At 54.1% G+C, this 21,087-nt stretch carries 18 protein-coding genes and 1 pseudogene; 6 read left to right on the top strand and 13 right to left on the bottom strand.

Going from position 1 to position 21,087, the window contains the following annotated elements:
• Nucleotides 1–6: 6 nt before the first annotated feature.
• Both ACP15V_RS15105 and ACP15V_RS15100 read right to left on the bottom strand, forming a co-directional pair.
• Complete coding sequence (locus ACP15V_RS15105; protein WP_424944552.1) at nucleotides 7–3,015, bottom strand: glycosyltransferase family 4 protein; 3,009 nt, start codon at nucleotides 3,013–3,015, stop codon at nucleotides 7–9.
• An 842-nt stretch (nucleotides 3,016–3,857) separates the two neighbouring features.
• Nucleotides 3,858–4,422: pseudogene (locus ACP15V_RS15100) on the bottom strand (IS30 family transposase); the annotation flags it as partial.
• Nucleotides 4,423–4,575: 153 nt separating this feature from the next.
• On the opposite strand from ACP15V_RS15100, the gene ACP15V_RS15095 reads away from it, so the two are divergent.
• The 5 genes from ACP15V_RS15095 to ACP15V_RS15075 all read left to right on the top strand — a co-directional run bounded on the left by ACP15V_RS15095 (nucleotide 4,576) and on the right by ACP15V_RS15075 (nucleotide 9,347).
• Nucleotides 4,576–5,436, top strand: a complete 861-nt coding sequence (locus ACP15V_RS15095; protein ID WP_424944551.1) for an alpha-2,3-sialyltransferase — start codon at nucleotides 4,576–4,578, stop codon at nucleotides 5,434–5,436.
• Between the two features lie 51 nt (nucleotides 5,437–5,487).
• Nucleotides 5,488–6,180, top strand: coding sequence for a cytidylyltransferase domain-containing protein (locus tag ACP15V_RS15090; protein WP_424944550.1), 693 nt, complete (start codon nucleotides 5,488–5,490; stop codon nucleotides 6,178–6,180).
• Nucleotides 6,181–7,209, top strand: a complete 1,029-nt coding sequence (locus ACP15V_RS15085) for an N-acetylneuraminate synthase family protein (RefSeq protein ID WP_424944549.1) — start codon at nucleotides 6,181–6,183, stop codon at nucleotides 7,207–7,209.
• Nucleotides 7,210–7,220: 11 nt separating this feature from the next.
• On the top strand, nucleotides 7,221–8,351 hold the full coding sequence (gene neuC, locus ACP15V_RS15080) for a UDP-N-acetylglucosamine 2-epimerase (RefSeq protein WP_424944548.1): 1,131 nt from the start codon (nucleotides 7,221–7,223) through the stop codon (nucleotides 8,349–8,351).
• Between the two features lie 216 nt (nucleotides 8,352–8,567).
• The gene (locus tag ACP15V_RS15075; RefSeq protein WP_424944547.1) at nucleotides 8,568–9,347 is read left to right on the top strand and encodes a glycosyltransferase family 2 protein; all 780 of its coding nucleotides are present in this window, start codon (nucleotides 8,568–8,570) and stop codon (nucleotides 9,345–9,347) included.
• A gap of 24 nt (nucleotides 9,348–9,371) precedes the next feature.
• On the opposite strand, the gene pncB is transcribed toward ACP15V_RS15075, so the two are convergent.
• From pncB to ACP15V_RS15050, 5 genes are all read right to left on the bottom strand, one after another.
• On the bottom strand, nucleotides 9,372–10,664 hold the full coding sequence (pncB, locus tag ACP15V_RS15070; protein ID WP_424944546.1) for a nicotinate phosphoribosyltransferase: 1,293 nt from the start codon (nucleotides 10,662–10,664) through the stop codon (nucleotides 9,372–9,374).
• Between the two features lie 155 nt (nucleotides 10,665–10,819).
• The gene (gene pncA, locus ACP15V_RS15065; RefSeq protein ID WP_424944545.1) at nucleotides 10,820–11,428 is read right to left on the bottom strand and encodes a bifunctional nicotinamidase/pyrazinamidase; all 609 of its coding nucleotides are present in this window, start codon (nucleotides 11,426–11,428) and stop codon (nucleotides 10,820–10,822) included.
• A 56-nt stretch (nucleotides 11,429–11,484) separates the two neighbouring features.
• Nucleotides 11,485–12,591, bottom strand: coding sequence for a polysaccharide biosynthesis/export family protein (locus ACP15V_RS15060; protein WP_424944544.1), 1,107 nt, complete (start codon nucleotides 12,589–12,591; stop codon nucleotides 11,485–11,487).
• A 128-nt stretch (nucleotides 12,592–12,719) separates the two neighbouring features.
• Nucleotides 12,720–13,373 (bottom strand): ABC transporter ATP-binding protein, encoded by a 654-nt coding sequence (locus tag ACP15V_RS15055; protein WP_424944543.1) that lies wholly within the window; start codon nucleotides 13,371–13,373, stop codon nucleotides 12,720–12,722.
• 4 nt (nucleotides 13,374–13,377) lie between these two features.
• A complete protein-coding gene (locus tag ACP15V_RS15050; RefSeq protein WP_424944542.1) occupies nucleotides 13,378–14,514 on the bottom strand; it encodes a sugar transporter in 1,137 nt (378 codons plus the stop codon).
• Nucleotides 14,515–14,656: 142 nt separating this feature from the next.
• Here ACP15V_RS15050 and ACP15V_RS15045 point away from each other — a divergent pair, with 142 nt between their 5' ends.
• The gene (locus tag ACP15V_RS15045; protein WP_424944541.1) at nucleotides 14,657–15,448 is read left to right on the top strand and encodes an ABC transporter permease; all 792 of its coding nucleotides are present in this window, start codon (nucleotides 14,657–14,659) and stop codon (nucleotides 15,446–15,448) included.
• 27 nt (nucleotides 15,449–15,475) lie between these two features.
• Here the strand turns inward: ACP15V_RS15045 and ACP15V_RS15040 are convergent, their stop codons facing one another.
• The 6 genes from ACP15V_RS15040 to mepA all read right to left on the bottom strand — a co-directional run bounded on the left by ACP15V_RS15040 (nucleotide 15,476) and on the right by mepA (nucleotide 21,083).
• Nucleotides 15,476–16,411: a phosphotransferase enzyme family protein gene (locus ACP15V_RS15040; RefSeq protein ID WP_424944540.1), complete on the bottom strand. Its 936-nt coding sequence runs from the start codon at nucleotides 16,409–16,411 to the stop codon at nucleotides 15,476–15,478.
• Complete coding sequence (locus ACP15V_RS15035) at nucleotides 16,408–17,697, bottom strand: aspartate aminotransferase family protein (protein WP_424944539.1); 1,290 nt, start codon at nucleotides 17,695–17,697, stop codon at nucleotides 16,408–16,410. The genes ACP15V_RS15040 and ACP15V_RS15035 overlap by 4 nt, the downstream gene beginning before the upstream one ends.
• Nucleotides 17,698–18,117, bottom strand: coding sequence for an alternative ribosome rescue aminoacyl-tRNA hydrolase ArfB (gene arfB / locus ACP15V_RS15030; RefSeq protein ID WP_424944538.1), 420 nt, complete (start codon nucleotides 18,115–18,117; stop codon nucleotides 17,698–17,700).
• Nucleotides 18,118–18,565: 448 nt separating this feature from the next.
• The gene (locus ACP15V_RS15025; protein WP_424944537.1) at nucleotides 18,566–19,186 is read right to left on the bottom strand and encodes a queuosine precursor transporter; all 621 of its coding nucleotides are present in this window, start codon (nucleotides 19,184–19,186) and stop codon (nucleotides 18,566–18,568) included.
• Between the two features lie 101 nt (nucleotides 19,187–19,287).
• Nucleotides 19,288–20,223, bottom strand: a complete 936-nt coding sequence (locus ACP15V_RS15020) for an esterase-like activity of phytase family protein (protein ID WP_424944536.1) — start codon at nucleotides 20,221–20,223, stop codon at nucleotides 19,288–19,290.
• Nucleotides 20,196–21,083, bottom strand: coding sequence for a penicillin-insensitive murein endopeptidase (gene mepA / locus ACP15V_RS15015; protein ID WP_424944535.1), 888 nt, complete (start codon nucleotides 21,081–21,083; stop codon nucleotides 20,196–20,198). Before mepA ends, ACP15V_RS15020 begins: the two co-directional genes overlap by 28 nt.
• Between the last annotated feature and the right edge of the window lie 4 nt (nucleotides 21,084–21,087).

Genomic DNA, 21,087 nt, shown 5'->3' with positions numbered 1-21,087 from the left:
AGGGCACTAAAACAAGGACTTTGCCAGTGGTGAGGGGGGGAAAACCGTGAGGTCTTCCACATGTTCTACCAGACGAAAGATGCCTTCCTCCACCGCGCGCTCCACGTTTTCCCAACCGGGCACTGGCAAGACATAAACCGATTTCCCAAAATAGGCTGCTTCGTAAAGTGTCGTAGAATAGCCACCAACTACGATATTGGACGAAAGTGTCGCATTGGTGGATGAACCATGCAGAACGCGTATGTTTTTGTATGTGGCGAAGTCCTTGTCCCGGATTTCTTGAGAAAGATCTTCATCCGGGTGGAGGCAATAGGCAATTTTCTTATCTGGATAACGATTTGCCAACTCAACAGCAAAACGTTTGATCGGATTTTTTACCCGTGGCTGTGACAGAATGCAGAAATCAAAGGCTTCATCCATCGGCTTGGCGTCTGCAAATTTCCGCTTGCGAACAAGGACTTCACCGTATTTTGGGACGTCTTCTTTCCAGTAATCGCTCCAAGCATAAAATGTATCTGCCGTGTAGGCAGCCTTGGCCGAGAACGTATTAGTGGGATGCAGTTTTCCCTCTAGTGCATACTGCACATCAGTGATTTTTACATTGTTTTTCTTAGCAGCACTACAGATCCCTGCTGACCAATAGGCGCTGGGAATGACGGCTTCTTTGACTTGTCGTTTCGCGAAATATGCATCCCAGAAGTTAAGTTCCCGGCGGAATTTCAGAATTCGGGCATTGATCATACCTTTGAAATCAATGTCCAATTTGAACGTATCGCGGAAAATATCTTCGAAAAAATCACCCTTGTATTTGTGAGCGTGGCGCAGGCCGCGCATTTTTTGAGCCGCCTTGTTGAAGTCGTCGATGGGATAGACTGGGCCGTCAGTGTAGCTGCCCACAGTGTACCCGAAAGTCTGGGGGTATTCGACGATGACGCAGTCGCCCTGACGCAGATGCCTGGTGCGCGGATCTATATCACCGCTTTTTCGGGTGAACTCGAACAGCAATCGTTCAGAAGAGGGGGCTTCGCGCAACCGTTTTGTACCGTGATAACGGGTGTCGGGTTTGTGGCTGCCTGAGAAATGCTCGTCCCACATGCCGAAGGCCATCATCAACTGTTCGATCACGGGTGCTCGGATCAATTCCCACACGTGAACATCAGCCACAGTGTAGTTCAAGAAGTCATGCTCTTGTTCAAGTTCAATCAGCTTTTCGAAAATTGACTTATATGTCCACCCCGGGTTTGTGTAGGTGGTTTTCTTGCCCGAGTTAAAAACCAAATGCATTTCTGCAAATGTGCCATGAAAATGGAAATGGGGGGCCGTGGTGCCGTTTCGGGTCAGCTGCTTGGTGACGTAGCGGATCGGGCGCCCATTTTCGTCTGTCAGTGACCTGATCGGTTCGTAGGACGGGTAAGGAATGTAGGGGCCAGAAGTGTTCGAGAACACGTCCGCTTTGGTCAAGCAGGTTTGATCATGCAGCTCAGGTGCATACCGGCTATATTCGCGGACCTCTTCAACGTCACCTTTTACTGTGGTGTTCAGTATATAGGAGAACCCATCCCCAATCCGCCCGGCCAGCAAGAAGTTACGTGACATTAGCTTGCCTCGGTTAGTGACACGTTTCAGAAAAACCTTGGCGCGTCCCTTTAGTGAAGAATGGGCGACATTCAGACCATTATGAGCTGTACAGAACCGGGCAATGTTGTAGCTCCCCGCATCTGAGACTTCTGTGAAGCGATAGAGACTGGCAACGAGCTTCCGAAAAATCCGATAGTTTTTCTGTTCAACGGTGCCTTGTTGAGCAATGATTTTGCCATCTCGGAGAAAATGCTGAGCTACAGCGTCGCCGCGAGTGGCGACCGTATCAGGGAACTGTTGTTGATACCGGACAAGAATAGATTGAGGTGAAAACTTCTCATCAAAGGTTTGTCGAGCTGCATGGCCCAGTTTGTTGCGTAACGCGTCATCGTTGCGCAATTGTGCAATTCGCTCCGCTAGCTGATCAATATCATACATAGGTACGATATACCCATTCTGCTCGTCTTCGATGACCTCGTCAGCACCATAATCATAATCGTAGGCCACGCAGGGAATACTATGCGTGGCGGCCTCAACGAGCGTATAGCCAAATCCTTCGTTTCTTGATGTCAGAATGACCAAATCAGTAGCTTCGTATAGTTGACGCTCATCACCCAACCCACAAAAATTCACTCTGTTTTCAATTCCGGAATTTTGAACATACAGTTTTAGAAATTTTCCATAAGCATTATTTGCGCCACCCCAGATATTAAGGTGAATGCTGTTGTCATCTAATAGTTGAATTGCTTTGACAGCGTCGATTTGGTTTTTGCGGTCCTGTAATGACCCGATAATGGCAACGTTGAAGGTTTCGTGCTTCTTGCGTTCAATTTTGACGGGGAAATGCACATTGGGAATGAACAGGATGTCTTCGTCCTTGAAACCCGTAATGGATTTAATGTCGGAACGCATACTTTCTGAGACAATCTGCAACTTGTTGACTCGCGACAGCCCTTCCAGCAACAGCTCTCGGTTGTGGTCTTCTGCACCCTCTGTAAAGTTTCCATGGATCTGAAGTATGGTCGTGCAGGAAATTTCCTGATCACCTAGGGCGAGGTGAAATAGCACGGCTTGCAATGGGTGAGTGAAGATGATGATATCTTCCTCACCAATCATTTCGTTGAAACTGCGTAGCGCTCGGAGATCATGATTGGTGAAACTCGCCCGTAACAGGGGTTGCACCAGCGTATATGCGATCTTGAACTTCTCATGCAAATGCTTGCCACCATCCGGCGCCCACGCCTGCAAAGAATGGATGTAGACACGGGGATCAACCGGCATCTTGGGTTCAATAAATTTGAAGCCCCCTTCGGCGCCCACACAGTTTACGATGTGGGTGTCGTACCCCGCCTGAGCGAACAAAGATGCCGTATTGAGCGAGGACTTGTCCAACCCTGACACACCTGCGATCAAATTGGTAAATACGAAAATCGACATCTGTTTTCACTCCTGAAAAAGCGCAAATACTGCGCATTGGTGAATAGGAGCGGGCGGTGGATTTGTCCACCCTTTGGAGCAGAATGCGTGGATCTGGGACGCACATCGCTCAATACTCTGTCCAACATCGAAAGATATGCGATGGTTTAGGGTCCGTGGACATCAGAAATCCCATTTGTTCTGATTTCTGATTCAAACTGCCAAAATGGAGGTCTGAGTGATCTAGCAACCGTTTGTGGTGTCGGATGTTTTGTGGGCGCGGCTTGAGCCGTACTTACCCGGCACGTCTGGCGACAGCGGCGTGTCCGGTTAAAGGCAAAAGGTTGTTTCTTGATTGTCCATCGCCATACAAGTCGCCATACAAAATGGGACATCAGAGCGGCTTGAGCATCGGGGGTTTTGGCTCATTTGTGTGACTGATTGTGCGGCTTGTTTTTGATATTGAAAGCGGCGGTGTATGATTGTCTGTCTCTTGATCCCTTTCCTTTGTCTGAAAATGACCTTGTCGCGCCCGAAGTGGACGGCGGTAGGTGTGACGTTGTTCAGGCTCTTATAGTAACACTGGTTGTTATAATAATCGACAAACGCCCCGAACTGGCGTTCGAGATTGCCGGGACACGCTGGAAGCTTGGCAGGAGGACAACAACACTGATTTGCCGCATTCGTAGGCGTTCGGGAACCTGGCGCCCAGAGAATTTGCTGAGAAAAGAACAATGGACAAACAGGCCGCGCAACGCCATCAAACCAAACCCAAGGACTCTCCGCACGGTGGAAGAAACTTGGGGCTCAGGTCAGGCCAAAGTGTTTCGCTGATGGCTCAAGGGGCGTTGCGACGTTTTCCGCTATCTCAGTTTCATCTTCTCGTCATTGAATGCCTCGGCTGGAGGGCATTCGAGGCATTTTCTGGGTGTTCCGTTCAGGCGGTTGCAAATCGCCTTCATATGGCGATTTGAAAACGCCGCGGGCAGGGCGTCGCGGGGCGGGTATTAACGGCAAGTTTGTTCAGCTTCTCGACCGATCCCTTTGCCACGGCGCTTGCGGATCTCAAAAACCGGATTCCCGTGCTAATGCCAGATGTCAACTCTCGACATGCACGGAGCGCAAAGCCTCGGTCGAAGGCGATCAAGCGCCGCGCGGATTGGGGCAGCGGCCCATCACACCCATCTGCTTGTTCCTCAGATGCGCCGAGCTCCGATCGTTGCTGCGGAACAGGACGGCGAAGCGGGTTTGCCTTTCGAGCAGAGAGGCCATGTTTATCATGCCTTGGACACGCACGAAGATCATCAGAGCGCCTTCACTGCCTCCGAAGATCTCACGGGGCGTCGCATGCTCCGGACGTTGATGGATGTAACGATCCTGCGGGGAAACCTGGCTTCTGGGGCACCTCTCATGGCGCGGCCCGCGCTGCGTGCTTTTCAAAAAGATAGAGGATCTGTCGCGCCCCAGTTTGAGATGTGCCCGGGTCTGCCTAGATTTACGCATAAAACGTTTAAAGGTTGCTGTTTCAGGGTATCTATGTAATTCCGGCTTTAAGTGTATTGAAAGGCCTCTGGACGCAAGATGTTCGACGTCCCGAGGCTCGAAAGATTGGGCGGAATGCAAAGGGTATTCGAAGGCAATTCGGTGGTTGTAGCTGGGAATGGCCCATCCTTGTGTTCGGTAGAGCCTGGGCGGGTTCTGGCCACTGATGTAATGGTGCGTATTAACTCGTTTTTCTTTGAGCCTGAATACTACTTAGGTCAGCGAGTAGATCTAGCATTCGTGTCTGGTGACCCGCGCGTGGTTCCCTTCTTGCTGGCAACTCTGAAAGCCGAACTTTCCAAGGAGAAATATAAACTAGGTGCTTGGGTGGCCACCCATCCAAAATCCCGAAAGGTTGCAGCGCGCAAACTTGGTCAGTGGCCCGAACTGAAGGTGCCATCCTTGGCGCAAGGCCTGCAACGCGGCATAGATGAACTCATGGCTAAGTATCAAGCCAAACCGACGTCAGGTATACAAGCCATTTTGGTCGCCCACGCGATGGGTGCCCATGATATCATCTTAACAGGGGTCGATCTATATCAAGGTGATACGAGATATGTCTTCACCAGCGGTGTCCATCAGGAGAAGCTGTTAGGCGATGCAGTTCACAAACCGGACTACGACCGGAAACTGCATTCAAGAGATCTTGACTGCTCCATTTTGGAGCTTTTGCAGAAATGTGATGTATCTTTGGCCTGCGCGTCCTCAGATATGGTGTTGACCAGCATCTTGGATGTGGCTCCTGTAAGGGATGGAGAGGCGGTGAAGGTGCGGCCTCATCCTGACGCTCCGCAGGATTGGAATAGCTGGTCGGGCATCTACCCTATACAACTACTGATGTTGCTTCGCAAAATGCGACGCCTTCAAAGTGACTGGTTGTTGAACCGGAATGGCCGTTGACGTGGTGCAATTGGGAGAGTGAGATTGGAAGAAGGTAAGAAGGCGGTGACCATGGAAGATACCGTGGCGATCATCCCAATGCGAGCAGGGTCGAAAGGATTGCCGCAGAAAAATATCAAACCTCTCGCAGGAAAGCCACTCTATCGCTATGCAGTTGATGAAGCTCTTGAAGCGGGCATTGGTAGAGTTCTGATTTCCACGGATATCCCTGAGTTGCCTGAAATGGTGGCATCTTCGCGGGTTGAAACGTTGCCGAGACCCGCCGCTCTTGCGGGTGATGCAGTGCCGATGGCCGATGTAATGATGCACGTCCTTGAGGCCGAAGTGGATCCCGAACAAATTGTGGTGTTGCTGCAGCCCACTTCACCCTTAAGAGATGCTACGCATATTGCGTCCGCATTAGAGGTGTTTCGCACTAGCGATTCTCCGTTATTGATGTCGGTTAGCGAGAAAGAGCGATCAATTCTTAAATATGGTTTTGTCGAAGGGGACCGTTATATTCCACTGGGCCAAGCGGAGTGGGTGTTTTCCAATCGTCAAGCGCTTCCACCGGTCTTTGGGCCGAATGGCGCAATCTACATCTTTGAGGCAGGTTGGTTTCTGAAGAATGGTGGATTTGCGTCACCGGATGTCGCTGTCTTTGAAATGGACCAAACGACATCTTTGGATATTGATTGTCAGGCTGATTTCATGCTTTGTGAAGCCGCTATTAACTCACGCAACAATCAGAAAGCGGACGTATAGATGGAAATTTCAGGTCGCAAAATCGGCTTTGAGCATCCCCCCTTGGTAATTGCGGAAATCGGTATCAATCACGGTGGTAAACTTGAGGTCGCAAAACAGATGGCCTACGCGGCCTTTCAGTCGGGATGTGAGGCTGTAAAACACCAAACGCATATTGTCGAAGATGAAATGACCGACGAGGCCAAGAACATCTTCCCGCCTAACGCTGATATGTCGATCTGGGATGTGATGATCCAGAATTCGCTGTCATTGGAAGAAGAGACAGCGTTCAAGGAGTATGTTGAACGCTTAGGGATGATCTACATCTCGACCCCGTTTTCCCGGGCAGCGGCGGATTTTCTGGAAAGCATTGACGTGCCGGCCTATAAGATTGGGTCGGGAGAATGCGATAACATCCCGCTGATTGAACATATTGCCGCTTTTGGCAAGCCGATCATCATGAGTACGGGGATGCAGTCGATTGACACGCTGCGCAGGTCCGTTGAGGTTCTCGAAAAATCAGGCACCGAATATGCGCTGCTCGAGTGCACCAACCTTTACCCCTCGCCTCCTGAAATCGTCTCTCTGGCCGGTGTGACAGAGCTGCGCAAAGCTTTCCCGGGTGTGCCAATAGGGTTTTCTGATCACAGCATAGGGCCGCATATGGCTCTGGCATCAGTCGCACTGGGGGCTTGCATCCTGGAGCGTCACTATACAGATACCCGCTATCGCAAGGGGCCGGACATCTCGTGCTCAATGGATCCCGCAGAACTGAAATTCTTGATTGATCGCAGTCGTGAAATTCATATAGCAGCAAACAACCCGAAACAGCGCAGCACAGCTGAAGAGGATGTCTACCGCTTCGCCCGCAGTTCAGTTGTGGCGGAACGGGATCTGCCTTCCGGCACGGTTCTGACTAAGGATGATATTTGGGCCCGCCGCCCGGGTTCGGGAGAAATCTCAGGCTATGAGTTTTATAATGTCATCGGCAAGACGCTGAACGTTGACCTGAAGCGCAACCAACAGCTGCGCTGGGACGATTTGAGTTAGGACACAGTTAAATGGGCAAGAAGAAGGTACTTTTTGTTACCGGTACGCGCGCAGATTTCGGCAAGATTGAACCGCTGGCCCGGGTGGCCGCCGATGATGGGCATTCGGTGGTGTTCTTCATCACTGGTATGCATATGTTGGAACGCTTCGGGCTGACGGCGCTTGAAGTGCGTCGTTTCGAAGGAGCCACATGCCACGAGTTCATAAACCATAGGCATGGCGACCCTCAGGACATCATCCTCTCTAAAACCGTGCTCGGATTTTCGGATTGGGTGAATGAAGAGAAGCCGGATTTGGTGATTGTGCACGGCGACCGGGTTGAGGCGCTTGCTGCAGCACTGGTCTGCTCTATCAATTACATTCCCTGCGCACATATTGAAGGTGGTGAAGTATCTGGAACCATCGATGAGATCTATCGGCATTGTAATTCCAAGCTCTGCAAGTACCATTTCGTCAGCTCAGAAACCGCCCGCAAGCGTTTGCTCTCGCTTGGTGAGGCGCCTGAACAGGTGTATGTGATCGGATCGCCGGAGATGGATGTGCACAAGGCAGCACAGTCCGTAGGCATTGATGAAGTTCTAGACCATTACGACATCCCATTCTCGGATTATTCCGTCATCCTTTTCCATCCGGTGACATCGGAACAAGATTCGATGAAGCAGCAGGCGCTTGAGCTCTTCCGTAACCTGCGGGAATCCGGTCGTCATTTCGTGGTCATCAAGCCAAATAATGATCCAGGAAGTGATGACATTATGGAGGCGATCAACGGGCTGCCGTCTGATCGGTTCCGCATCATTCCCTCGATGCGGTTCTCCTATTTTTCAACTTTAATGAAACACGCCGGATCGATAATCGGCAACAGCAGCTTAGGTGTGCGCGAAGCACCCTTCCTTGGTATTCCAAGCCTGAACATAGGCACGCGGCAAACCAATCGCGCGGTGGCACCATCTGTGATTCACGCCGCAGCGGACGAGGACGCAAAGATTACCGAATTCTTGAAATCGAATTGGGGTAAGCGATATGACCCGCATACAGAATATGGTGATGGGAATTCTGCACAGCGTTTCCTGAGCATCTTGAATGACGAGGCGTTCTGGAATGTCCCACATCAAAAGGTCTTTTACGATGGCAACGCTGGCTGATCGGAGGCTTGCAAAGCTCGATTGACGAGGACACCCCCCCCTCATGCAAGGGGCATGTCGGCTGCACTGTTGGAGGGTGCGGAAATGGAAGTCCCCCTTTTACCCTCTGACGGATGCATCTTCGTGGCAGCCAGAGACGGGATTTCCTCAAACAGGTCCTTGCACGTGAATAGAGGATCAAAAGGATACCGAGCCCTATTTTGACGGAGAAGGCACGTGCCCGAGATAAAACACCTCCCGATCGTCACTGTGGCGATTTCATCAATGGGGAAAAGCTATCGTGATATTCAACTACCGCCGCCAGCAAAGGGGATTCAATACCTCATCTTGGTGCAAAAACCGCCTGGTGAATTCGATAGCCCATTCGGGAATAGGGAGGACGTAGAGATCCATGCTTTGCAGGGGATCGGTCTGTCACGCAGCAGAAACGCGGCCTTGGATAATTGCCAGACACGCTACCTTCTTGTGTCCGATGATGACGTACTTGTTTATCCTTCGGGAATCTCTGCTTTGCGTGATATCCTCATGCAGCGAGAGAATGTCCACTTTGCCACCGGCTGGCGCCTAGAACGCCTGCCGACATCCGGTAAGCACGCACAAGAATACAAACTAACACCTTTCAATTCTGGACGTATTTGTGCGCCGGAGTTCTTGATCGATGTTGACGCCTTCCGAGATAAGAAAATCCGTTTTGATATCGAGTTTGGCCTCGGCGCTGAGTATGGTGTGGGGGAGGAGTATGTCTTCTTAACAGACGCGATGAAGGCGGGATTGGAAGGTATTTCTTGCCCCATCGCTACGGGATCTCACCCAGACGACAGCACCGGAAATATCTGGCAAGACACCGACCTTCTGAGAGCGCGGGCGATGCTATTGAAGCGTGTCTTCGGGGGGTGGAGCACCATCATTCGTATTGCCTATTTGCTGCGCCACTGGCGCAAATTTCCATCTCGCCGGGCGATCATTCAATTCGCAATGGGCCATTATCGCGCGTAAAAAGTTCCTGCTTAGGGGTTGGCTTCAAACTTCAACAGCAAACGCCTTCTGATCCCCCACGCCAAACACCTTTTTATAGCGGGCGATCTCTTCTTTCGGACCCATGGCCTTGTTGGGATTGTCCGACAGTTTCACCGTGGGACGCCCATTGGCCGACACGGCTTTGCACACCAGTGAAAACGGCGCCAATGCGTCATCGGGGACCAGCCCTCTGAAATCATTGGTCAGAAGTGTACCCCAGCCGAAGCTTGTCCTGACCCGGCCCTGAAACTGTTTGTGCAGTTCGATGATCTTGTCTGTGTCCAGCCCGTCCGAGAAGATCACCATCTTCTTTCGCGGGTCTTCGCCGCGTGCTTCCCACCACTTGATCGCCGTTTCGGCCCCTTTTGCCGGGTCCCCGCTGTCGATGCGGATACCGGTCCAGCCGGCCAGCCAGTCGGGCGCATCTTTCAAAAACCCATCCGTTCCATAGGTGTCCGGCAGGATGATGCGCAGGTTGCCCTCGTGTTCCTCGTGCCAATCTGCCAGAACCTCATACGGAGCTTGGCGTAGGGCGGCATCATTTTCGGCCAGGGCGGCATAGACCATCGGCAGTTCATGGGCATTGGTGCCAATCGCTTCGATGTCACGCTTCATCGCAATTCGGCAGTTTGACGTGCCGACAAAACTGTCCCCCAGCCCTTCGATCATCGCCTGCACGCACCAATCTTGCCACAGGAAGGAATGGCGTCGGCGGGTGCCAAAATCGGCAAGTTTCAATCCATCAAGCTGTCTTAGCCGTTCAATCTTTTCCCAAATCCGTGTCATGGCCCGCGCATAGAGCACCTGCAGTTCAAACTGCCCCATACCACGCAACACAGCCCGCCCGCGCAGTTCCATCAGCACGGCGAGCGCGGGAATTTCCCATAACATCACCTCGGGCCAAGACCCTTCAAAGGTTAGCTCGTACTGATCCCCGACGCGTTCCAAGTGATACGGGGGCAATTGAAGGCTCTCGAACCACTCCATGAAATCCGGGCGGAACATCTGCCGCTTGCCGTAAAAGGTGTTGCCGCGCAGCCAGGTGCTTTCGCCCCGCGACAGGCTGAGAGAGCGGATATGATCCAACTGTTCACGCAGCTCACCTTCGTCGATGAGACGGGCCAAGGGCACATGCTGGGACCGGTTGATCAGGCTGAACGTGACTTGCGTGTCGCGTTTGTTGCGAAACACCGATTGGCACATCAAAAGTTTGTAGAAATCCGTATCAATCAACGACCGCACAATCGGGTCGACCTTGAAACTGTGATTGTAGACACGGGTTGCAATATCGACCATGACACCATCCATCTTGCCGGAGTTTCGTTAGATCACCTATTGGCCGCGTTGTATAGGTTTGGCGGCGCATCCGTGTCAGGCACATTCCCAACCGCCGTGAAAGACAGGGCGGTTTGAACGAGGGCACGATGATTTTCAGTGGCTGCGGATCCGGCTTACAGGATGGTGACGCCGGCCTTCTTCATCTGGTCCAGTGCATTGGCAAGCGACTGTTCCATGTCAATTGCACGGCACAATGCGGTGTCCACCGTCACATCAAACCCCAACCGCGCGCCATCCAAAGCCGAATAGGCCACGCAGAAATCAGTGGCCAATCCAACCAGCAGAAGCTTCTCCACCCCGCGGGTGCGCAGATACCCCTCAAGCCCGGTGGGGGTGGTGCGGTCGTTTTCGAAAAAGGCAGAATAGCTGTCAACCTCGGGGCGGAACCCTTTGCGGATAATCAGATCAGCCGAATCGCTGTCGAGTTCTGGATGAAATTCAGCACCAGCCTGTCCCTGTACACAGTGATCCGGCCACAAAACCTGTGGACCGTAAGACATCTCTGCGGTCTCAAATGGGGCTTTCCCAGAATGAGAGGAAGCAAAAGAGCCGTGGCCCATAGGGTGCCAGTCCTGGGTTAGGATTTTGATGGAATGCTGCTGCAATAAGTCATTGACACCTGAGACGATCTCGTCCCCACCGGGTACAGGCAAAGCCCCACCAGGACAGAAATCGTTTTGTACGTCAATAACGACCAAGGCAGTGTCGGATAGCCCCGTCAATTCCTGTCCTCCGCCTTTGGAAACTACAGGTCGCGCCTAAAGCGCGACCTGTACGATTATCTCAATGCGTTGAGATCTTCTGCGGCGCCGGTTAGGCGCAGCAACACGCCCAGTGTGTAGTTTGCAGAGTTCAGACTACTTTCGGTGACCAAAACTGTATCCTTTGACTGGATATTGAATTCACCCGCACTGAACATTCCATCGGCAGATGTAATATCAAAGACAAAGACCGCACGATCATTGGCAGGGCCTGTCCCATCGTCCCGAACCTGAGTTGGCTTGTATTGCCTTAGGACCATGATGCCTTTTGGATCTGCACTTCTAGCGTCCAGGCCACCGATCATAGACATTGCATCGAGAGCTGTAATTTGTGGGCGATCAAACGGGATTATGGCCTCTTTCGCTGCAGCACCAAGCGAGCGGAAATAACGCCGATCAGATTCGATTGAAAGCTTGTCACCGCCGCGCAGGACCGTGTCCTGATCCGCATCCTCCAACAGGGTTGCCAGACTTTCGGTATAAACCTTTCCACCCCGAACCAGCCGCAGTTGCGGGTTTGAGATACGTGCATTCGGTCCACCTGCGGCGGCCAATGCATTCAGGACAGTAAAATGCCCGTCATTGATTGGGTAACTGCCAGGTTTGGAAACACCTGCAACGATGGATACAGACGCGTTTGTCCCTTTTGAAGCGGATAGCTGAACCTGTGCTGATGGGACCACTTCGGACATTTTGCGCTGGATTATGTTACGTGCGCCATTTTCAGACAGACCCGCAACGCGAACAGTTCCAGCAAAAGGGAGGAAAATTGTTCCAGAGGATGAGACCTTCAAGTCTTTCATGACTGTTGATGTGCTTGCACCGTTGGACAGAAGCGACGTTTCCTCGCTGTCCCAGATGACAATATTTAGTGAATCACCAGGTGTGATGGCGGTATCGGGGCCCTGGTGTTTATGCTTAAGCCACCCATAGCCATCACTTTCATTTGTGCTGGGCCACGAGCGGTACTTCGCCAACGTGCTCCGGTCAACGTGATATAAAGCTATATCAGGAGCTTTGGCATTAGCTTCTGCAAGAATTTCAGATTGTATTGCCCCACCCCTGGGAGCGTTGCATGCTGTCAAGAGTATTGAAACACTGACTGCAAGTCCAAGACGCAACATCCAGCGCCTCCCCTTTTTAAGAAATTTCTGGCGCCAATCTAGGGGGAAAAGGAGTGTGGCTCAACACAAGGATTGTAAGGATTTTGGATATGGGCATATTTTTGACACATTCCCCTTGCCCCTGGCATTTAGAGCATCAATTCCTTATGCAGGGAAATCGCCTCGTCGACATCTTTGAAATACATCATCTGGCCTTTTTCGAGAACTGCCGCATGATCACAAATGCTTTTAATCAACCCCAGGTCGTGGGACACAATAACTGCGCCGCTGGTGCGCATCCGATCAACAAACACATCTCTGCTTTTGCGTCGAAATGCGGCATCACCGACTGAAGTAACCTCATCCACCAGATAAGTATCGAACCTGATTCCCATTGAAATTCCGAAAGCCAGCCGTGATCGCATACCCGAAGAATAACTTCTCACTGGTAGATAGAAATGTTGTCCTAATTCGGCAAAATCCTGTACGTACTCACACAGTTCATTTGTATCCACACCGTAAACGCGGGCGATGAAGTTGGTGTTCTGGGCTCCGCTCAGATCCGCGTGGAAAGACCCGGCAAACCCGACAGGCCAGGACATAGTGCCTTTGATTTCGATATCACCGCTGGACGGAAGCATGGTGCCGGCGATCATTCGCAACAGGCTAGATTTTCCCGCGCCATTGCGTCCCAAAAGGGCGATGGTTTTTTTTGATGGGAATACAGCGTTGATGTTGTCCGCGACTAATGTCTTTGAGCGTTGTAAGTAGTAGTACTTTGTGAGGTTCTTAATCGTTATCATTGTACTACCTACGATCTCGCAGAGAATAATACACCATGACACCAATCGCCCAGCTTGTAATCAGGAAGCCAAATAGGGTGACCAAAATTGTAAAGCGTTTCGGATGGTTCGGCGTTTCGGCAAGCGTGGGTTCAACATACGCTGCCAGATATCGTGATTTTCGGGAGCTTTCGGATACAGCGATATCCAGGGCACTAAGTGCTGAGATATAAGCGCGCTCAGCAAATTGCTGGTTCACGGCCAAACGTTCATATTCCCCGACCAGCGTCGCATAGGCGCCGGATGAATTCCCTTCATCCGAACTGAAACGTTCGCGTTCGCTCGCCAGTCGTTCCTTGATGACTTCGACTCGTCGTTCGACTTGTTTTACTCGTGGGTCGCCAGCCCCGGCAGTTTGATGCAGAAGGTCAAGATCAATCTGTGCTGTTGCCAGTTGCTCCTGAAGGGAATTCAGAACACCCATGCGCCCTAGGATGTCGGCCTGGGGATCCACGATCTGAGTGCGCAGCCTGAATTGTTGTATCGCTTCACGCGCGTCCTTCAGGCGATCCTTCGCCAATTGCAGTTCGTCACGGGCATAGCGGGTGGCATCTTCACGCGCGGCTGTTGACAACTGGTTGATCATAGCGACGCTTTCGTCATAGATTGCTATGCCTATATTTTGAGCGTCTTCAGGGCGATAGGCTGTCACGCGCACTTCAATCAGTCCGGTCGAATTACTGTAATAGACTTTTACGATTCTTGACCAGAACTGCACCAGGTCCTCTATCGACGCGTCAGAACGAAGTGAGAAAAATGGATCTGACGGCATGTGGTAGAGTGCGCGCAGATCATGCTTTTCATCTATCGCACGAACGAGGCGCTGGCTCGACATGAACTCGAAGAGGATATCGGTATCGGAACCGACGCCTCCGGATAGCTGGGTGATGCCGCCGAGAATATCTACGGGAGAGGTCATTTCCTGAGAGCGAACTGCGAACCCCATGGTTGATGAGTATTGGTCTTTTGCAAAACCATATAGATAGATGCCGACGGAAATGGTCGGAAGGACAACCAGAATATACAAAGCAATGATGATGCGGCGGTGCCGGGGGCGCATACGCGCTGCAGTGGCCGGCTTTACCGTGTTGAAGTCGCTCATGGATTGACTGTCTTTCATTTTCTACTGCTCTGGGATAAGACCCAATATACAAATGATGCCCTGGATAACGCAGAAAAAGCGAACATGGGTAGATTTCAACGTTATGTGCCACCTGCAAACCAGATTCAACTCGTAAATCAAGATGACCAAAACCCAACCTGCCGCCGCACAAAGCCACCTGACGCTTCGAACCATCTCGGCTTTAATGCTTCGCGAGATGAGTTCGACCTATGGCCGATCAGTTGCTGGGTATTTCTGGGCGCTCGCTGAACCAGTAGGCGGCGTGATTCTGCTGACCGTCGTTTTCTCGCTGGCTTTGCGGGCCCCGGCATTGGGGGACAGTTTCGCGCTCTACTACGCCTCAGGTTTCCTACCGTTTTCAGCGTTTACAGAGCTGTCACGCAGGGTTTCAGCGTCAATCAACTTCTCGAAGTCCTTGCTACATTACCCAAGGGTGACCTACGTGGACGCCATCCTGGCGCGGGTAATTTTGAACGGGTTAACGCAAGTCATGATCGGAGCCATCATTCTTGCGGTGCTGATTCCGTTTAGCCGGTCCCATATTTTCCTCGACGTGCCAGTTGTATTTCTCTCCTATCTCATGGCGATTGCGCTTGCTGTCGGTATTGGAACACTAAATTGCTACCTGTTTTGGAGATTCCCAGCGTGGGAGCGTGTCTGGAATGTAATCACTCGGCCACTTTTCATTGGATCGGCCATCTTTTACAATTTTGAGAGCGTGCCGGAAAGCGTGAAATGGTTGTTGTGGTACAATCCGCTGGTTCACGTGGTTGGACAGGCGCGTAAGGGAATATATGAGCTTTATGAGCCGACCTACATTTCCCTAGTGTTTGTCTTTGGGCTTTCTATAGGTTTACTTGTCGTTGGGCTGTTTCTTCTTTGGTTGAACAATAAAGAAATCGTGAACGGTTAAGGTATGTGCGTCATAGCATCGGTTTCTTTAGAGGAACTCCCGCGCAGCCTGTACCGCCTTCTGGGCGTAGCTGCGGCTCGCGTCGCTGCCCAGGGTGTAGCGCGGGACGGCCCAGCCCATTGAGGCGAAGCGGCGGAGCATGGTGAACATGGGCAACAGGTCTTCGGCTTCGGCAGAGAAGTCGCGCAGCTCGCGATAGCCGGCGATGGCGGCGTCGCGGATCTGGTCGGCGGCGGGTTCGTCTTCGTTTTGGGTCATCATCACGGCGAGTTCGTAGAGCCGGAAGCCGAACCCTGCGTCGTCAAAGTCGATCAGTGTCAATTCGCCATCCTTGATGAACACGTTTTCGCGCAGGGCATCGGCGTGGATCAGGCCGAAATCCGCGCCATTTTCCAGATAGGCCTGCGCGCGGTCATGGGCCACGGCGCGGGCGCGGTTGATCAGGTGGCGTTCCTCTTCGGTCAATTCCGGGCTTTCCCAAAACCGGCCCCAAAAGGGATTTTCCCCCAACAGCCCGTCCAGATCCCAGCGGTGGCGGGTAAAGCCATCGGGCAGGGTGAGCGTATCGGTGATATTGTGCAGCCGCGCCAATTCCCGCCCCAGCTTGTGGTAGAGCGCGACCTGCTCTTCGACCGGCATATCCAGCGGCACACCGCCTTCGCCGATCGGGTGGCCGTCGACCCAGCTGACCATCGTGGCCAGACGCCCGGTGGACAGGGGGACCACGGTTTGCCCATCCGGCGTCTTGACGGGGGCGGGCACCTCCATCCCGGCGCTGGACAGCGCCGCCATCCAGTCGATTTCCGAGCGAATCGCAGGTGCGGACATATAGCCGGGACGGTGCAGGCGCAGGGCGGCGCGGGTGCGGCCGATGCGCACCTCATGCACCTGGTTTTCACGATCCTTGATCATGCGCACATGCTGCGCGCCCCAGGCTTTCAACGCTTCTTTCAGCTCGCTCATGCGGGCAAATCCTTTAGGCAGGCGGCAAGGGTGTCGACGAGGAGATCGGCCTGTTCGCGGTTGAAACACATGGGCGGGCGGATCTTGATTGCGTGATACTCGCGGCCCATCGAGTGCAAGAGCACACCGCGATTGCGCATGTCTTCCACCAGCCGTTTGGTGAAATCAGCGGCGGGGGTCAGGGCTGCGTCGGTGACAAACTCCATGCCAAGGAACATGCCAGATCCGCGCACATCGGCGATCATCGGGTGGTCGATCTGACGCATCAGGCCAAGGGTGTAATCGCCCGTATCGCGTGCATTTTCGACCAGGTTTTCCTGCTCCAACACATCCAGCACCGCATTGGCCGCGGCGGCAGAAACCGGGTTGCCGCCGAAGGTGTTGAAATAGCCAAAGGCGTTGCGGAATTCGGCGAGGATCTCGGGCCGGGCCACCACGCCCGCCACCGGGTGGCCATTGCCCATGGGTTTGCCCATGGTGACGATGTCTGGCACCAAGCCGATGCGTTCATGGCCCCAGAAGTCATACCCAGTGCGGCCGAACCCCGGCTGGACCTCGTCCGCGATGATCACGCCGCCCGCGCGTTTCACCACGGCGACGGCGGGATCCAGAAACCCTTTGGGCAGGGTGGGACAGCCTTCATTGGCGAAAAACGGGTCAAGGATCAGGGCGGAAAAGCCGTGGCCCGAGGCGTTCAACTCGTCGATTGCGGTCTGAATACCATCGGCAAAGGCCTGCGCGTGAGTGTCTTGCGACCCGCCCAGCGGGCGCAGGCTGTCGGGTGCTGGGACGCGCTTGATCCACTCAAGATGCCCGCCAATCGGTGTTTTCTTGGCCGAGAGGTTCGACACCAGATCGGTGTTGCCGTGATAGGTGTTGTCGGTGCCGATGATGCCGGTTTTGCCGGTCACCGCGCGGGCCATTCTGAGGGCGATGTCATTGGCTTCGCTCCCGGTGCAGACCATGATCATCGCGCTCAGGTCATGGCGCATGGTGGCGGTCAGACGCTCGGCGTAATCCAGAATGCCTTCGTGCAGATACCTTGTGTGGGTGTTCAGCGTGAGCGCCTGTTTGGTGATTGCTTCGACCACTTTCGGGTGGGCGTGACCCACATGCGGCACGTTATTGTAGCAATCCAGCAGGCGGTTGCCGTCGGCGTCCCACACCCAGGCCCCTTCGCCGCGCACCAGATGCACGGGGTTTTGGTAAAAGGTGGTCATGTTGGGGCCAAGAAGCCGTTCGCGGCGGGCCAGAAGGGTGTCGATATCTTGTTGGTTTCTGGGCATTTAATCCTCCTGTACGCGGCCGCGCAGGGCCTTGACCTGACCGCGCTTCGTCTTGGCATCAAGACGACGTTTCTTTGATCCCAGGGTGGGGCGGGTGGCGATGCGACGCTTGGGGGCGACCAGCGCCTTGCGGATCATTTCAGCCAGGCGTTCGGCGGCGATTTCACGGTTGCGGGCCTGTGATCGGGTGTCTTCGACACGGATGACCAGCGCGCCGTCCTGGGTCCATTTGCGCCCTGCGATGCGTTTGAGCCGGGTTTTGACCGCCTGGGTCAGGGCGGGGCTGCGCGCGGCTTCGAATCGCAATTCGACCGCGGTCGACACTTTGTTCACGTTCTGCCCCCCGGGACCGGAGGAGCGCGAAAAGCTCTCGGTATATTCCCAGTCTTGCAGGGTGATATCGTCGGTCACGTGGATCATGGGCGCACCCTAGCGGATTGGATCCAATTTGGAAGGGGCAAATTAGGGAAAAAGGATTGACCCCGGCGCATCCGCGCGCATTTCGAAGAAAACTAGAAAACTAGAAAACTAGAAAACTAGAAAACTAGAAAACTAGAAAACTAGAAAACTAGAAAACTAGTTTTCTGGTTTTGTGAGTGGATTGTGAAGGAAGGGATACGCCATAGAAAAAGGGCCGTCCGCCTGTGGGACGACCCTTCGAGATTTCAGAGGTGGGGCCGGTTAGTCGGGCCTGCTCTTGGTCTGCCCGCCAACTTTGGCCCACGTGTCCTTCTGAGGCTGCTCAGAAGGCGCGTGACCTAAACTGTCCCGGCACCTCGCTCCATTGCATCTCTCGACATGGACACCTCCTTTCTCAATGTTTTCGATACTTGGATGGTGCCACATATTTGGTATTTGTCAAAACTTTTTACGCAACACTTGGTGAAAGTTTTGTGACCAGAACCCGGAACGGGATCAGGGCGACCAAGGCGAGAGAAAGTTTGACCATCCAATCGGCCACGGCCAGCGACACCCAGAGCGGTGCCATAAAGCCCACGCCCAAGAGCGGAAGAACCTCGCCCGCCCAGCTGACATCATTGGCCGGTTCCAGGAAGGTCAGCGCGCCGGAAAAGGCGATGGTGAAGAACAGCGCGGTGTCGACCGTGCTGCCAACCAGCGTGGAGACGACAGGCGCGCGCCACCAGCGGCCCGCGCGCAGGCGGTCAAAAATGGCGACGTCCAAAAGCTGCGCCACCAAAAAGGCGGTGCCAGATCCAATGGCGATGCGCAGGGTCACAAGTGGGCCGAATTCGCCCATGATCTGCGTGCCGATGAAGGAACAGATCACGCCCACGACAAAGCCTGCAAACACCACTTTGCGGGCAGGGCCGGCGCCATAGACGCGGTTCATCACGTCGGTGACGAGGAAGGCGATCGGATAGGTGAAGGCACCCCAGGTGAGCCAGCTGCCCAACAGGAATTGCACGAGGATGTTCGAGGCCACCACAACGGCGGCCATGGCGATCACGCCAGGAAGGATATTTTTCATGTCTTTGATCCGTTTTATCAAGGTAGCGGCGACTTGGCCTCAAACCCTTTTCAGGCAGAAGCGGGCCGGGAATAGCGCCGGATCGCGCGCAAATCAAGCCCTCATTGCGTGGGCGACGCCGTGACGGCCGCAGCCGGCAGCGTGTCGGGCACTACGTATTCGACCAGTTCGGTGACCTGGAAGAACTGGAAATTGTCATCCGATACCATGGTCAGGCGGATCAGGCCCTGGGCGTCTTGCCAGACCGCGATGCCTTCCAGGTTGTCATGCACCCCAAGACCAGATCGCAGCAGCTCGACCTCGCCTGTGGGACCATTCGGTCCCAGATCAAACCGGCGCACCCGGCTGGTGAAGCCAAGGATCCCTGCAAGGTGACGTTCCAGCAGGTACAGCTTGCCATCCGGTCCGATATCCGCCCCAACTGGCAAATAGGGCGAACGGCGGGGAATGGTCCAGTTGCTCTCCCAGGTCTGGGTCTTGGGGTCTAACTGATACACTGGGAAATGGGTGTTGTTGCCGCTGCGTTCCGGGATCAGGTACAGCCGCCCCTGCGCATCAACCGCCATCGCCTCCAGCGAGGAATTGTTCTGCATCCGGGCAAAATCGTCATGTTTGGGCAGATTGCGCGAGCGCTTGCCCAGCTCGTCATAAGACTGCACCCGGTGTTTGGCTTCGAAGCTGACAAAATGCTGCCCGTCTGCGGAAATTGCCAAGCCTTCGCTGTCATTGAAGAAGCGCGGCAGAGGTTTGCCCTTATCCGTGCGCAGGGTTTTCGGGGGCGTATGGGTGACCTCGGTGATCTGGCCGGTTTCATCGCGGGTGATTTCGCCGGTCACGAAAAACCCCTTGTCGGTGATCGCCGTGAACGCGCGCCCTTTGGGGCCAACTTCCAACCCGGAAAAGCCACCAAAATTGGCCTCGCCCCCGCGCCAGCGGAACGATTGCCGATATTCAGCCAGCGTTGCGGTCTGGGCTTCGACCAAGGCAGTCACAAAGCCCAGCGCCGCCGCTATCGTGAGGACAGAACCGAGACGCATTGACCGGGCAAATCCGACAGGGTGATGGGGCCGCGAGGTTTCACGGGTTTGGTGGGTTTCGGGGCCGGTTTGGGCTTCGGCGGGTTCAGGATGTCACGCACCCATTTTTCGGCGTCTTTGCAGCCATCCCCCTTGGGCGGCGGGGCTTGGTTCACACAGCCGCGCGCGCCTTTTGGGCAGCTCAGCCGCACATGGAAATGGTAATGATGTCCCCACCAGGGGCGGATCTTGCGCAGCCACGCGCGGTTGCCTTTCTCGTCCTTGCACATCTGCACTTTTGCGCCCGGAAAGACAAAGATCCGCGCCACACGCGGGTCTTTGGCAGCGGCTTTCAGAATGTTGTGATGTTGGCGGGTCCATTTGCCATTCACATAGGCCCCTTTGGCACGGCGCATCGAAATCGACGAGATATGCTCGCGGTCGTTCACGCTGAGCGCCAGGGTTTTGGGCGGGCGCATCCAGATATCTACGTCCAGCCCGATCTGGTGGGACCGGTGGCCTGACAGCATCGGCCCGCCCCGCGGCTGGCTCATGTCGCCCACATAAAGCCCTTTCCAACCCTTCTGGCGGGCGGCTTTGCGCGACAGGTCCTGCACAAAATCCACCAGTTCCGGGTGGCCCCAGTTGCGATTGCGCGACAGGCGCATTGCCTGCCAGGTCGGCCCATTGGGGGGCAGCTGCACGGCCCCTGCGACACAGCCTTTGGAATAGGACCCGAAGGAGGCCGCCTTTTGCGCCGATCCTTGCCGCGCCGCACCAAACAGGGTCTTGGCGGCAGGTTCTGCCTGCGCTGGATTGCCGATCCCCAAAAGCAAGGCCGTGACCAATGCTCCGACGTGGTGGAGTTTTCTGAATTTCATCTGC

Origin of the sequence: Aliiroseovarius crassostreae (genome assembly GCF_049803815.1) — a bacterium.
Taxonomy (GTDB): Bacteria; Pseudomonadota; Alphaproteobacteria; order Rhodobacterales; family Rhodobacteraceae; genus Aliiroseovarius; species Aliiroseovarius crassostreae_A.
The sequence above is the reverse complement of the archived record's forward strand: the minus strand, read 5'-3'. Positions and strand labels throughout refer to the sequence as shown.

What these genes read in the sequence shown, in the direction of transcription:
- ACP15V_RS15025 (WP_424944537.1), bottom strand. Translation starts at nt 19,186, where the DNA reads ATGAAAAATATCCTTCCTGGCGTGATCGCCATGGCCGCCGTTGTGGTG.
- ACP15V_RS15095 (WP_424944551.1), top strand. Translation starts at nt 4,576, where the DNA reads ATGTTCGACGTCCCGAGGCTCGAAAGATTGGGCGGAATGCAAAGGGTA.
- arfB (WP_424944538.1), bottom strand. Translation starts at nt 18,117, where the DNA reads ATGATCCACGTGACCGACGATATCACCCTGCAAGACTGGGAATATACC.
- neuC (WP_424944548.1), top strand. Translation starts at nt 7,221, where the DNA reads ATGGGCAAGAAGAAGGTACTTTTTGTTACCGGTACGCGCGCAGATTTC.
- ACP15V_RS15060 (WP_424944544.1), bottom strand. Translation starts at nt 12,591, where the DNA reads ATGTTGCGTCTTGGACTTGCAGTCAGTGTTTCAATACTCTTGACAGCA.
- ACP15V_RS15055 (WP_424944543.1), bottom strand. Translation starts at nt 13,373, where the DNA reads ATGATAACGATTAAGAACCTCACAAAGTACTACTACTTACAACGCTCA.
- ACP15V_RS15020 (WP_424944536.1), bottom strand. Translation starts at nt 20,223, where the DNA reads ATGCGTCTCGGTTCTGTCCTCACGATAGCGGCGGCGCTGGGCTTTGTG.
- mepA (WP_424944535.1), bottom strand. Translation starts at nt 21,083, where the DNA reads ATGAAATTCAGAAAACTCCACCACGTCGGAGCATTGGTCACGGCCTTG.
- ACP15V_RS15050 (WP_424944542.1), bottom strand. Translation starts at nt 14,514, where the DNA reads ATGAGCGACTTCAACACGGTAAAGCCGGCCACTGCAGCGCGTATGCGC.
- pncB (WP_424944546.1), bottom strand. Translation starts at nt 10,664, where the DNA reads ATGGTCGATATTGCAACCCGTGTCTACAATCACAGTTTCAAGGTCGAC.
- ACP15V_RS15040 (WP_424944540.1), bottom strand. Translation starts at nt 16,411, where the DNA reads ATGAGCGAGCTGAAAGAAGCGTTGAAAGCCTGGGGCGCGCAGCATGTG.
- ACP15V_RS15105 (WP_424944552.1), bottom strand. Translation starts at nt 3,015, where the DNA reads ATGTCGATTTTCGTATTTACCAATTTGATCGCAGGTGTGTCAGGGTTG.
- ACP15V_RS15035 (WP_424944539.1), bottom strand. Translation starts at nt 17,697, where the DNA reads ATGCCCAGAAACCAACAAGATATCGACACCCTTCTGGCCCGCCGCGAA.
- ACP15V_RS15090 (WP_424944550.1), top strand. Translation starts at nt 5,488, where the DNA reads ATGGAAGATACCGTGGCGATCATCCCAATGCGAGCAGGGTCGAAAGGA.
- ACP15V_RS15045 (WP_424944541.1), top strand. Translation starts at nt 14,657, where the DNA reads ATGACCAAAACCCAACCTGCCGCCGCACAAAGCCACCTGACGCTTCGA.
- ACP15V_RS15085 (WP_424944549.1), top strand. Translation starts at nt 6,181, where the DNA reads ATGGAAATTTCAGGTCGCAAAATCGGCTTTGAGCATCCCCCCTTGGTA.